This is a genomic window from Pseudoalteromonas sp. NSLLW24, assembly GCF_015864725.1.
Taxonomy (GTDB): Bacteria; Pseudomonadota; Gammaproteobacteria; order Enterobacterales; family Alteromonadaceae; genus Pseudoalteromonas; species Pseudoalteromonas arctica.
Map to the genome: position 1 here is coordinate 106,876 of NZ_JADYWQ010000002.1, position 13,286 is coordinate 120,161.

Sequence of the window (13,286 nt, forward strand, 5' to 3'; positions counted from 1 at the left end):
CATGAATGATAATGCAGCGCTTACACAGCTTCTTAGCATAATGAAAACACTGCGAGATCCCAAGGATGGTTGCCCGTGGGATCTTAAACAAGATTTTAAATCTATTGTGCCGCATACACTAGAAGAAGCATACGAAGTTGCCGACTGTATTGAGTCAGGCAACTTAGGTGAGCTTAAAGGTGAATTGGGTGATTTGTTATTTCAAATTATTTTTTATGCGCAGCTTGCACAAGAGCAAAATCTATTTGATTTTAATGATCTAGTGGAGCAATTAAACGATAAGCTTACACGTCGCCACCCGCATGTATTTGGCGATAAAAAAGAGCTAACAGACGAGCAGCTATCGCAACAGTGGCAAGCAATCAAAGCACAAGAACGCAGTGCTAGAGCGCAAACAGAATCACCTTCTTTTTGGCAAGATATTCCTGCCAATATGCCAAGTTTAAGTAAAGCCAAAAAAATTCAACAACGGGTTGCCGCACTTGGTTTCGATTGGCCAACGTATCATGGTGCACTTGATAAAGTGAGCGAAGAAGTGCTTGAAGTAAAAGAAGCGATTGAGCAAGACCCGTTATCTGATCATACAGCGGAAGAGCTCGGCGACTTACTTTTTGCCACTGTTAATGTTGTACGCCATATTAAACGAGATCCCGAACAACTGCTTCGTAGCGCTAATGATAAGTTTTCAGCGCGTTTTGAAAAGGTAAACGCCTATTTGCATGCGCAAGGTAAAAGCTTAGATACAGCCACCTTTGAAGAGATGGATAGTGCGTGGGATGCGATTAAAAAAGTAAAATAGGCTTAATGTTAAATAGTGCACATTTTTTGTGCGCGTATTAGCTAATTTTAGCTGGATTGATAAGCAGTGTTTTGGTACAATTTCGCCCCGTCTTGATGATATACCCTTAGGCTCTTCTTTGGGTGTTATATTCCTTTTAATTCCTGATATTCTAGGGTTCGCATGAGTACAAAATTTATCTTCGTTACTGGCGGAGTTGTTTCTTCGTTGGGTAAAGGTATTGCCGCAGCTTCACTGGCCGCTATTTTAGAAGCCCGTGGTTTAAATGTTACCATTTTAAAGCTGGATCCTTACATCAACGTTGACCCAGGCACAATGAGCCCAATTCAACACGGTGAAGTTTACGTTACAGAAGACGGCGCAGAAACTGACCTTGATTTAGGTCACTACGAGCGTTTTATTCGTACCAAAATGACTAGTCGTAATAACTTCACACAAGGCCGTGTATATGAAGACGTATTACGTCGTGAGCGCCGTGGTGAATACCTAGGCGCTACTATTCAGGTTATTCCACATATCACTAACGATATTAAGCAACGTGTATACGACGGTGCTGAAGGTTATGATATTGCTATTGTAGAAATTGGCGGCACTGTAGGTGATATAGAATCACAACCGTTTATTGAAGCAATTCGTCAGATGGGAACTGAAATTGGCCGCGAACGCGCGCTATTTATTCACTTAACGTTAGTGCCATTTTTAGGCCCTGCAGGTGAAGTTAAAACAAAACCAACTCAGCACTCTGTTAAAGAGTTACGCTCAGTAGGTATTCAACCAGATATTCTTATTTGTCGTTCAGACCGTAAACTACCAAATAATGAGCGTGCAAAAATCTCATTATTTACAAACGTAGAAGAAAAAGCGGTTATTTCATTACCTGATGTAGACAGTATTTATAAAATTCCAGCGCTATTAAAAACGCAAGAATTAGATAACTTCGTATGTCGTCGTTTTCACTTAGATCCACCTGAAGCTGATTTAGCTGAGTGGGAACAAGTACTTTATCAAGAGTCTAACCCAACGGGTGAAGTGACCATTGGTATGGTTGGTAAATACACTGAATTACCAGATGCGTACAAATCGGTTAACGAAGCATTAAAACATGCGGGTCTTAAAAATCGTTTAACAATAAATATTCAATATGTAGATTCACAAGATCTTGAAAGCAAAGGTGTTGAGCTGTTATCTAATTTAGACGCTATTTTAGTGCCAGGCGGCTTTGGTGGTCGAGGTGTTGAAGGTAAGATATTAGCGGCTAAATATGCGCGTGAAAACAAGGTGCCTTATTTAGGTATTTGTTTAGGTATGCAAGTAGCGCTTATTGAATATGCACGAAATGTTGCCGGTCTTACTGATGCTAACTCAACAGAGTTTAATGCCAAATCTGCGGCTCCCGTTGTTGGTTTAATTACTGAATGGCTTGATGCTGAAGGTAATGTTGAAACACGCAGCGAAAAATCTGATTTAGGTGGCACAATGCGTTTAGGCGCACAAAAATGTCATTTAACACCGGGTTCTAAAGTGCATGAAATGTACGGTAGTGATGAAATTGTAGAACGTCATCGTCATCGTTACGAAGTTAACAATAACTTTGTAGAGCAACTTGAAAAAGCAGGTTTGAGCTTCACTGGTTTATCAGAAGATAAAAAACTGGTAGAAATTATTGAAAATAAAGATCACCCTTGGTTTATTGCCGCTCAATTCCATCCGGAATTTACGTCAACACCACGCGATGGTCATCCGCTATTCGAAGGGTTTGTAGCTGCCGCTCATATCCACCAGAAAGCGTCATCATAATTTAAAAAAGCCGTGCATATTGCACGGCTTTTTTGTTTTAAGGGCTGACTAAGTTATATAAAACGTAGTAAAGTTAGTCGAACTCACCATTTTGGGAATATAGAGGAAACAAGATGTCAAAAATCGTAAAAGTAATCGGTCGCGAAATTATGGACTCGCGTGGTAACCCAACTGTTGAAGCTGATGTACATTTAGCTGATGGTTCATGGGGCCGTGCTGCAGCACCTTCAGGTGCATCTACAGGTACTCGCGAAGCATTAGAGTTACGTGATGGTGACAAAACACGTTATTTAGGCAAAGGCGTATTAAAAGCTGTTGGTTTTATCAATAACGAAATCGCAGACGCTCTAGCTGGTCAAAACGCATTAGAACAAAGCGCTGTTGATAAAGTAATGCTAGATTTAGATGGTACTGAAAATAAAGAAAAACTAGGTGCCAATGCAATCTTAGCTGTATCACTAGCGACTGCAAAAGCAGCAGCTCAATCTAAAAAAGTTGAGCTTTACGAACATATCGCTGACTTAAACGGTACACCGGGTGTTTATTCAATGCCTCTTCCAATGATGAATATCATCAATGGTGGCGAGCATGCAGATAACTCTGTAGACATCCAAGAATTTATGATCCAGCCAGTTGGTGCTAAAAACTTCCGCGAAGGCCTACGTATGGGTGCTGAAGTATTCCATAGCCTTGCTAAAGTACTTAAAGCTGACGGTCATTCAACGGCTGTTGGTGATGAAGGTGGTTTTGCGCCTAACCTTGCTTCTAACGAAGCGGCACTTGCTGCAATTAAAGTTGCTGTTGCAAACGCGGGTTACGAGTTAGGTAAAGACATCACTTTAGCGATGGATTGTGCTGCATCTGAGTTTTACGACAAAGAAGCAAACATCTACGACCTTAAGGGTGAAGGTAAAAAATTCACTTCTGAAGAGTTTAACTTCTTCTTACAAGATCTTACTACTCGTTACCCAATCGTTTCTATCGAAGATGGTCTTGATGAGTCTGATTGGGATGGCTTTGCACACCAAACAAAACTAATGGGTGATAAAATCCAATTAGTAGGTGATGATTTATTCGTAACAAACACTAAGATTTTAAAACGTGGTATCGACAATGGTATTGCTAACTCAATCTTAATTAAGTTTAACCAAATCGGTTCTTTAACTGAAACTTTAGCTGCAATTAAAATGGCTAAAGACGCTGGTTTTACTGTTGTTATTTCTCATCGCTCAGGTGAAACTGAAGACTCAACAATTGCTGATTTAGCGGTTGGTACTGCTGCAGGTCAAATTAAAACGGGTTCATTGAGCCGTTCTGATCGTGTTGCTAAGTATAACCAATTGCTTCGTATTGAAGAGCAATTAGGTGATAAAGCACCGTACAATGGTCTTAAAGAAGTTAAAGGTCAGTAATTCTATTTCATATAGAATCTGATTTTTAATTTAGATTATAAAATCCTCGCACAAGCGGGGATTTTTTATGCCTGATACTTTTATTCAAAGAGGTGAGAATAAGTTGTAGGCGTTAAACTTGCTGACGCGCGCACGCAGTGCAAACAAAGGGGACACAAAAGTATAACTATTTATTGAAGCTTTCGTTTTTGCGCACTTAAAGCTGAAACTGCTGTTTTAAAATATCACCAGTAAAACTCGTTTTTAAATAAAAGCCACGTGGTAAGGTTTTTATTATTTTTCCATTAGGACCAATAGCATCGGTTACTATTTTGCTATGGGCCGCTTTAGGGCGAATTTGCATCGCATCGCCTAAATGGCCTGATATTTCGTCGACTCTACCTAGCGCAATTAGCTCCATTTGCTCTTCCCAGTCGCGCTGTAATAAAGCGTCTTGTTCAAACGTGGGTTGCCACAAAAAGCCGCTGCCGATGGTTCTATCAAACGGGGCAATATCACGTTCGCTTAAAATTGGCAGCCATAAAACATGATTTAGTTTTTTACGTACAGAGCTGGTATGCCACGTCATTCCTGTAACGTTCATTAAAGGTGTAACCGATACAAACGTAGTTTCCAGTGGCCTACCTTTATAAGAAATAGGGAGTGTTTTTAGCTCAACTCCTAAATCTTCAAAATCCGGAAGTGGTTTTGAGCCCGCAGTAGCACCTAGTACGTATTCAATTAACTGACCAGTCCAACCTTTTTCGCGCAGTAAATCATCCGGCGTTTTAAAATTATACTTGTTAGCAAGCTGCCCTAGAGTTAATCCGGCAATATTATTAACGCGTTGCATTAAATCGTTTATTGAGTGTGGTTTTGTAGGTCGCATGTCATGCCAATTTTATTAAAATATGAATATTATAGAGGTTTAACAACTCACTAACTACGTTGAAATTACTTATGCGGAGAAACTGCATACGATAGTTTTTTGTTATTGAGCTATTTTTTATTGCGATTATAAATATCAATTCAACGTAATTAGTATTCTTAATTTCGGTTGTATAAATATCATAGCCATGATAGCAAATAGGCTAAGCCGTGGATATCTCTAGGGTTGTGTGTTTTTTGCTCGCTTGTTGTTTGGGTTAATTTTGAACATATTGAAATTAAGCTGCTTTACTTTAAGTTACTGACTCAGTTGGTTTTTTTAATGTTGTACATTCAGTTTTGATTAAGCAATTTAAAAGTTGTAAGGATAAATACAACTATATGAACATGTTTATCCACAGAATCTGTGGAGAAGCCAAGTTTTTGGATCTAATATTGTGGATTTGTTTGCAAAATGAGCGTGTTTTACAAAAGTTATGCACAAACTGTGAGTAACTAGAGGAAAACAAGAACCGCAATAGCCTTGTTAAGTTATTTTCCAAATATTTACCCACTCTCCATAATTTATCAATGTACTAAAAGCTCAAACTTAGCTTACTAATCGGGTTGGGTATAATAGTATTTGCCGTATTGCGGCTAATGTGGAACAATCATTAAAAATCGACTTACAAATGAGGCACTAAGGTGATTGATGCCGAAGGTTTTCGTGCCAATGTCGGAATTGTGATTTGCAATAATCAGGGACAGGTTTTTTGGGCCAGACGTTATGGTCAACACTCTTGGCAATTTCCCCAAGGTGGTGTTGATGATGGCGAAACTGCAGAACAAACCATGTACCGTGAATTACACGAAGAAGTAGGGTTGCGACCAGAAGATGTAGAAATAGTCGCAAGCTCAAAACATTGGTTACGCTATAAATTACCCAAACGATTAATCCGCCGAGACTCTAGTCCGGTGTGTATTGGGCAAAAACAAAAATGGTTTTTACTAAAATTACGCTGTAAAGACGAAGATGTAAATTTACTTAAAACCCATCATCCTGAATTTGATGATTGGCGCTGGGTAAGTTATTGGTATCCTGTAAGACAGGTTGTATCGTTTAAACGGGATGTTTATCGACGTGTAATGAAAGAGTTTGCTCCTTTCGCCATGCCTTTTAATAAGAGAGAACAACATAAAGATCATTGGCGAAGTAAAAGGTAGTTAATTCAGAATAAAATAAAGGAGCAGGACATGCTGGCTACACTGAGATCTATTGCGGAGTCTGTATCGCGACAAGCGAATTTAGACAGCGCATTAGTGTGCTTTGTGCAAATGGTTAAAGATGCCATGAAAACCCAGTGCTGCTCCATTTATTTTGCAGATTACAGCCAGGACAATTTTGTACTTATGGCAACCGAAGGGCTAAACCCCGATGCGGTAGGTAAGTTTAGAATTGGTTTTACCGAAGGTTTAGTTGGCCTAGTAGCGCAACGCGAAGAACCTATTAATATTGCATTTGCTAAATCGCATCCTCGTTTTAAGCTCTCCCCCGAAGTAAACGAAGAAGGCTACAACGCTTTTTTATCTGTACCCGTTGTTCATCAAAAAAAAGTACTGGGCGTTATTGTTGTCCAACAAAAAATGGCACGTGTATTTAGCCAAGACGAAGAGTCGTTTTTAATAACGCTTTCTGCTCAACTTGCTTCACAGTTAGCGCATGCTGAAATTAAAGAAATACTACGCCAAGATGAGTCATCTCATCAAACGTCTGTTTTAAAAGGTGTATCGAGCGCGCCAGGAATAGGTATAGGACAAGCATTTGTTGTATTACCAAAACTTGATTTTAAATCTATTGAGCTTTTAAAAGACAGTGATGTTACTGAGCAGCGCCGTTTATTTACTCAAGCTGTAGCTGCAACGCGCAAAGAATTTAATACCCTATCGATGACGCTAAGCGATTCTATTCCGCACGAAGCTCTTGCGGTATTTGATGTGTACCAACAACTGCTTGACGCTAAAAGTTTAGGGCATAATGTTGAAATGCAATTACAAGAAGGGTGGTGTGCTAAAAGCGCCCTAAAAATTGTAATAGAGCGTTTAATATCTCAATTTAATGCCATGCAAGACCCTTATATAAAAGAGCGTGCTGTTGACGTTAAAGACATTGGTCTTCGCGTATTACACCACCTTGTAAATACCGAGCACGCTGTTAAAAATTATCCGGCCAACACTATTTTAATTGCTAATACCTTAACACCCGCCATGCTTGCTGAAGTGCCAAAAGGTCATTTAACAGGCGTTGTAAGCGTAAATGGCTCTGCAAATAGCCATGCTTCTATATTAACGCGTGCGATGGGGATCCCTGCCATTTGGGGCATAGAGGATTTACCTCTACTGCAGTTTAATGGCAAACCGATGATTTTAGATGCATTTGCTGGGCGTTTATATATATCGCCTTCACAAATGCTGATGGACGAATACACAGAGTTACAGCATCAAGATAACCTACTAAATAACCGCTTTTTAGCTGAGCAAGACTCAGAATCAATTACGCTTGACGGTGAACATGTTAGCTTATTATTAAACGCAGGCCTTGAGCTTAATACCGAGCAAAGTAGCGCGCATATTTGTGACGGTGTGGGGCTTTATCGAACCGAAGCGTGGTTTATGCAAAAGGGTCAGTTTCCTTCGCAATCAGAGCAAGAAAATTGGTACCGAGAAGTACTAACTAGCTATCATCCTAATCCTGTGGTTATGCGTACATTGGATATTGGGGGTGATAAGGTACTTGATTACTTTAATATTACCGAAGAAAACCCATTTTTAGGTTGGCGTGGGATTCGTATTAGCCTTGATCACCCAGAGTTATTTTTAGATCAACTAAAAGCGATGCTTAAAGCAAATATTGGTTTGGGTAATTTAAAAATAATGCTCCCTATGATCAGTGGCACTGAAGAAGTTGATGAGTCACTAGCGTTATTTGAACAGGCTTATTTTGAGTTAAGTGAAAAATACCCAGAGCAAACCATAGAAAGACCCGACATAGGAATAATGCTGGAAGTACCTTCAAGTGTATTTATGCTTCCAGAGTGGTCAAAAAAAGTCGATTTTTGCTCAGTAGGCAGTAACGATTTAACACAGTACTTATTAGCAGTAGACAGGGCTAACGCACGTGTAGCCGAACTTTTTAACCCTTATCACCCAGGTGTACTAAGAGTACTAAATAAAGTGGCGCACGAATGTGAGCAATATGAACTGCCATTTAGTTTGTGTGGTGAACTAGGCGGCGATCCTGAAGGAGCTATTTTACTTATTGCCATGGGTTACAGACGCCTGAGTATGAATTTATCATCGCTTAATAAAGTGAAGTGGGTACTTAGGCGTTTAAATGTCAGTGACATGGAACAACTACTAAGTGAATGTTTAGCGCAATCCACAGCCAAACAAGTACTACGTTTAACGCGAAGCTTTATGCTAGAGCATAAATTAGGTGATTTGTTTTACACCCCCAAATAAGCTTGTACACCTAATTAATTGCAATACACAGATGCTATTAGTTTTATAATCCTTTAATATATAAACCTTAAAAGGGTATTTGAGATTACTATGTATGACTTAGGTTTGTTAGTCGCAAGCTGCGCACTACTAGGCTGTATTGTTGGGTTTTTAGCTGGGTTACTAGGCATTGGCGGCGGTTTAATTATCGTTCCAGTACTAAGCACTCTGCTACTCTCATTTAATGTAACGTCGGCTGATCATGTATTAGTAATTGCTATTGCAACCTCACTCGCTTCTATTTTATTTACTTCAACGTCTTCAGCGCTGGCTCATCATAAAAATGATAATGTGCCTTGGGCAATCGCCCCGTGGGTTATGTCGGGTGTGGCTTTAGGTGCACTTATTAGTGGCTTTGCAGCAAGTTTAATCCCTGAACAAATATTACGTACAGTGTTTGCTATAAGTGTTGTATTTATTGCAGCAAGAATGGTGCTCTCCGCGCGTAATAAACCGATGTCAGAAAAACCGTTGCCGGCAGGTCCTATTTTAGGAGGCGTTTCTGCAATAATGGGCGGGTTATCAGGTTTAATAGGGATTGGCGGCGGAGCTTTAATAGTACCTATGCTTAATTATTTTTCGGTTGATATAAAAAAAGCAATTGGCTGCGCGGCAGCGTGCGGAATTGTTATTGCGTTATTTGGCTCTATTGGTTACATCAGCGCAGGCTGGCATGTTACCGATTTAGAGCATGGTTTTGCCGGGTTTGTTTATTTACCTGCATTATTTGGGATTGTTATTACCTCGTGGTTTGTTGCGCCCATTGGCGCCAAAGCAACTCACTATTTACCTGTTAATACAATTAAGAAAGTTTTCGCGGTGCTGCTTGTAGTTATCGCAATTAAAATGGTTTTTAGCTAAAGGTTTATTTTTTATGGCACTTGAGTTTCCTCAAATTGATCCAATTATTTTTTCTGTTGGACCGCTAAGCGTACGTTGGTATGGCTTAATGTACTTAATAGGTTTTGCATTTGCGATGTGGTTTGCTAATCGTCAAGCGTCAAAGCCAAATTCGGGTTGGACTAAAGACCAAGTAAGCGATTTACTGTTTTACGGCATGTTAGGGGTAATACTAGGTGGGCGTATTGGCTACGTATTGTTTTACCAGTTTAGTTATTTTATAGAAAACCCACTGTATTTATTTAGGATAGATCAGGGCGGTATGTCGTTCCATGGTGGAACACTTGGCGTTATAACCGCCGTCGCAATTTTTTCGTGGACGCGTAAAAAGTCACTGCTTCAAGTAGGCGACTTTGTTGCACCACTGGTTCCTGTAGGGCTTTTAGCAGGGCGTATTGGTAACTTTATAAACGGTGAGTTATGGGGCCGAGTTACCGACGTGCCATGGGCAATGGTATTTCCAACGGGCGGTCCGCTTGCGCGCCACCCATCGCAATTATACGAAGCATTTTTTGAAGGCTTAGTGCTGTTTTTAATCCTGCAATGGTTTATTAAAAAACCACGTCCAGCAGGCAGCGTAGCCGGTGTATTTTTATTAGGTTACGGCGTGTTTAGATTCTGTATTGAATATTTCCGCCAACCCGATGCACAACTCGGTTTATTTGCCGACTTTATTTCAATGGGACAAATACTTTCACTTCCTATGATAGTGGGTGGTTTAGGTTTATTAATTTGGGCATATAAGCAACCACAACACGTTAAAACAGCTAAGGCATAATAAGAAAAGCATGAAACAATATTTAAAATTATGTCAGCGTATTGTTGACGAAGGTCAGTGGGTCGAAAACAAACGTACAGGTACGCGTTGTTTAACCGTTATTAATGCCGATTTAGAATACGATGTGGCTAATAATAAGTTTCCAATGATCACTACGCGCAAAAGTTACTACAAAGCAGCGATTGCTGAGTTGCTAGGATATTTACGCGGGTACGACAGCGCTGAGCAGTTTCGTGAAATTGGCTGTAAAACATGGGATGCCAACGCGAACGATAACAACGCATGGCTTAATAATCCTCACCGTAAAGGCGAGGACGATATGGGCCGTGTTTATGGCGTACAAGGCCGTGGTTGGCAACGTCCAGATGGCTCAACGCTTGATCAGCTTTCCAAAGTTATTAATAACTTAAAAAATGGCATTGATGACCGTGGTGAAATAATCACGTTTTATAATCCAGGTGAGTTTGAGCTTGGTTGTTTGCGGCCGTGTATGCATACGCACACTTTTTCGCTACTTGGCGATACGCTATATTTAACGTCATACCAGCGAAGCTGTGATGTACCGCTCGGCCTTAATTTCAATCAAATTCAGTGTTTTGTGTTGCTTGCGTTAGTGGCTCAAATTACCGGCCACAAAGCGGGTAAGGCGTATCATAAAATTGCTAATGCACATATTTACGAAAACCAACTTGAACTGATGCGAGACGTGCAGTTAACGCGTGAGCCATTTGAATCACCTCAGTTAAAAATTAATCCAAAAATTAAATCATTAGAAGACATAGAAACGTGGGTAACACGAGACGACTTTGAAGTAACAGGCTATCAATGCCATGAAGCGATTCAATATCCATTTTCAGTATAATAAAAGATTAAGGAAAACATAAAATGAAAGCAGTGATCCCAGTAGCGGGCCTTGGTACTCGTATGTTACCAGCCACTAAAGCAATTCCTAAAGAAATGCTTCCAGTGGTAGACCGTCCTTTAATTCAATATGTAGTAAACGAAGCCGTTGCTGCAGGAATTAAAGAAATAGTGTTAGTAACGCACTCAAGTAAAAATTCAATCGAAAATCACTTCGATACAAGCTTTGAACTAGAAGCTACTTTAGAAAAGCGTGTTAAGCGGCAACTACTTGCCGAAGTGCAAGCAATCTGCCCTAAAGACGTAACCATTATTCACGTACGCCAAGGTGAAGCAAAAGGCTTAGGCCATGCTATTAGTTGTGCAGCGCCTATTATTGGTAACGAACCGTTTGTAGTTATTTTACCAGATGTAATTATTGACGATGTAGAGAGCGATCTTAAAAAAGATAACTTAGCAGAAATGATCGCTAATTTTGAGAAAACCAAGCACAGCCAAATTATGGTAGAACCAGTACCAATGGCACAAGTTAACCAGTTTGGTGTGGTTGATTTAGGTGATGTTGACTTAAAGCAAGGTGAAAGCTCACCAATTCTTAATATGGTAGAAAAGCCGCCAGTAGATGAAGCTCCATCAAACTTAGCTGTAGTGGGTCGATACGTATTAAGCGAAAATATCTGGCCGTTACTTGCAAAAACTCCGCAAGGTGCAGGCGACGAAATTCAATTAACTGACGCAATTGCGATGTTAATGGAACACGAAAAAGTAGATGCATACGCTATAAAAGGCCGTAGCCACGATTGTGGAAGTAAAATTGGTTACTTAAAAGCAACGATTGAGTTTGCACTTCGTCGCGATGAATTTGCCGATGAATTAAAATCATTTATTAAAAAACTGATTTAACAGTTAACGTAAAACATGAAAGGCGCCTATATCGGCGCCTTTTTTTATGAGTTTTATTAGGGCCTGTTTATCTTTCGAGGTTGAATTTTCAGCAGGCTGTTTGGTATTTAGGCAAGGCAGAGCCTATGTAGTGTGGTTATTCCCCATAAATAGGCGATAACGTAGCATAGATGCCAAACATGCGCTGCCCGAAGGGTTCTGCCTCGGGGCAATTTACTCTTTGTTGCCTACATGGATGTAGGTAAGGGGCGTGAGCAGGACGCGGAAGCTTTACTCGGTTTTTACTTATTCTTACATGGATGTAAGCCAGTAGGGTAACGCAGGAGCAGTTACCGAGCCCACTAGGTTACAAACCTCGCGCCGCGATTAAATGGCCCCTAGATTGAACAAATTTTAATCCTGAAAGGTCAACAGGCCCTAGAATAAAATAAGAAAAGGAATAGCTCTAAAATAAAAGTTTTTAAGTCATTACAGACATATTGTTATTTATGTTGTAAAGTTTGTGTTAATTGGCATTGAATTTGTATTAAATAATGCTCTCAAGGAAGGGATGGAGTATGCAACGTTGTGTTTTACGAAACACTGACAAGCATGCGAAGAGCTAGTTTTATGGCTCACAGCTTAAATAAAGTTAAACGCTTTCTTGTGAGAATGTTTAACTGAAATGTAGTGTAAAAACACTGCTTTCAGGACAACTAATACATGTTTATATATAAAAAAAATAACATTGGGCTTTTACTTAGCTTGCTAATGCTTTTATTTGGTACAGCATGCAGCGTCTCGCCTGAAATAAAAACCATTGATGAACAACCTCAAAGTAACTCGCCTGACTACGTATCAATTACAGCCCTTGAACTTGCACAGCTAAAAGATGCCGCAATGCAGTGGCAACAAGCTCGTGAAGGTATAGAGCGAATTTTAAGATTAGAAAAAGAAATAACTTACCTCGTAAATCATATCGATATTATAAACAGCAAAGCTATTGCGCAGTCTAATCAAGGGTATAGCAGCAAGTCTGTACGCTCACCACGAAACACACGCAATGTTAAGTCACGCCAACAAGTTAAACAAAATTACAGTAATAAAAAACAAACTTTAAAATTAAATAAACCTAAACATGTATTTGCTTTACAGGTAGCTTCGGTTGACTCAGAGCAAGGTGTGGCTAAAGCATGGCAAGAGCTAAATACTAAAGCAGCGCCGTTGTTTAGAGACAAAATATTGACTAACGTAGAAACCGCCAAAATAAACGACAAAATGTTTTACAGGCTAAAACTTGGCTCTTACCAAAACTTTAAAAATGCAAAAGCAGACTGTGACGTATTCAAGTTATATAAACTCGATTGCATAGTAAGTAACTACACCGATAAGCCAGTAAGGCTTTAATACACTGAATTAGCAAAATTATTTATGGCTTGTTTTTTGCTTGGTT

At 39.8% G+C, this 13,286-nt stretch carries 11 protein-coding genes; 10 read left to right on the forward strand and 1 reads right to left on the reverse strand.

Features of this window, described 5'->3' with window-relative positions; genetic code table 11:
- Nucleotide 1 precedes the first annotated feature (1 nt).
- The 3 genes from mazG (at nucleotide 2) to eno (ending at nucleotide 4,008) form a co-directional block, all read left to right on the forward strand.
- Nucleotides 2-799, forward strand: a complete 798-nt coding sequence (gene mazG, locus I6E72_RS02110) for a nucleoside triphosphate pyrophosphohydrolase (RefSeq protein ID WP_121953495.1) — start codon at nucleotides 2-4, stop codon at nucleotides 797-799.
- 162 nt (nucleotides 800-961) lie between these two features.
- Nucleotides 962-2,596 (forward strand): CTP synthase, encoded by a 1,635-nt coding sequence (locus tag I6E72_RS02115; RefSeq protein WP_197110899.1) that lies wholly within the window; start codon nucleotides 962-964, stop codon nucleotides 2,594-2,596.
- A gap of 113 nt (nucleotides 2,597-2,709) precedes the next feature.
- Complete coding sequence (eno, locus tag I6E72_RS02120; protein ID WP_024610627.1) at nucleotides 2,710-4,008, forward strand: phosphopyruvate hydratase; 1,299 nt, start codon at nucleotides 2,710-2,712, stop codon at nucleotides 4,006-4,008.
- 196 nt (nucleotides 4,009-4,204) lie between these two features.
- On the opposite strand, the gene mutH is transcribed toward eno, so the two are convergent.
- Entirely contained in the window at nucleotides 4,205-4,876 is a 672-nt protein-coding gene (gene mutH, locus I6E72_RS02125) for a DNA mismatch repair endonuclease MutH (RefSeq protein WP_197110901.1), read from the reverse strand.
- Between the two features lie 683 nt (nucleotides 4,877-5,559).
- Here mutH and rppH point away from each other — a divergent pair.
- The 7 genes from rppH (at nucleotide 5,560) to I6E72_RS02160 (ending at nucleotide 13,240) form a co-directional block, all read left to right on the forward strand.
- Nucleotides 5,560-6,078: an RNA pyrophosphohydrolase gene (rppH, locus tag I6E72_RS02130; RefSeq protein ID WP_002958704.1), complete on the forward strand. Its 519-nt coding sequence runs from the start codon at nucleotides 5,560-5,562 to the stop codon at nucleotides 6,076-6,078.
- Nucleotides 6,079-6,108: 30 nt separating this feature from the next.
- The gene (ptsP, locus tag I6E72_RS02135; protein ID WP_007583118.1) at nucleotides 6,109-8,373 is read left to right on the forward strand and encodes a phosphoenolpyruvate--protein phosphotransferase; all 2,265 of its coding nucleotides are present in this window, start codon (nucleotides 6,109-6,111) and stop codon (nucleotides 8,371-8,373) included.
- A 90-nt stretch (nucleotides 8,374-8,463) separates the two neighbouring features.
- Nucleotides 8,464-9,273, forward strand: coding sequence for a sulfite exporter TauE/SafE family protein (locus tag I6E72_RS02140; protein WP_024589991.1), 810 nt, complete (start codon nucleotides 8,464-8,466; stop codon nucleotides 9,271-9,273).
- 13 nt (nucleotides 9,274-9,286) lie between these two features.
- The gene (gene lgt / locus I6E72_RS02145) at nucleotides 9,287-10,090 is read left to right on the forward strand and encodes a prolipoprotein diacylglyceryl transferase (protein ID WP_007583122.1); all 804 of its coding nucleotides are present in this window, start codon (nucleotides 9,287-9,289) and stop codon (nucleotides 10,088-10,090) included.
- 10 nt (nucleotides 10,091-10,100) lie between these two features.
- Nucleotides 10,101-10,952: a thymidylate synthase gene (locus I6E72_RS02150; RefSeq protein WP_165721034.1), complete on the forward strand. Its 852-nt coding sequence runs from the start codon at nucleotides 10,101-10,103 to the stop codon at nucleotides 10,950-10,952.
- 23 nt (nucleotides 10,953-10,975) lie between these two features.
- On the forward strand, nucleotides 10,976-11,854 hold the full coding sequence (gene galU, locus I6E72_RS02155; RefSeq protein WP_007583126.1) for a UTP--glucose-1-phosphate uridylyltransferase GalU: 879 nt from the start codon (nucleotides 10,976-10,978) through the stop codon (nucleotides 11,852-11,854).
- A 702-nt stretch (nucleotides 11,855-12,556) separates the two neighbouring features.
- The gene (locus I6E72_RS02160; protein WP_197110903.1) at nucleotides 12,557-13,240 is read left to right on the forward strand and encodes an SPOR domain-containing protein; all 684 of its coding nucleotides are present in this window, start codon (nucleotides 12,557-12,559) and stop codon (nucleotides 13,238-13,240) included.
- The last annotated feature ends 46 nt before the right edge of the window (nucleotides 13,241-13,286 follow it).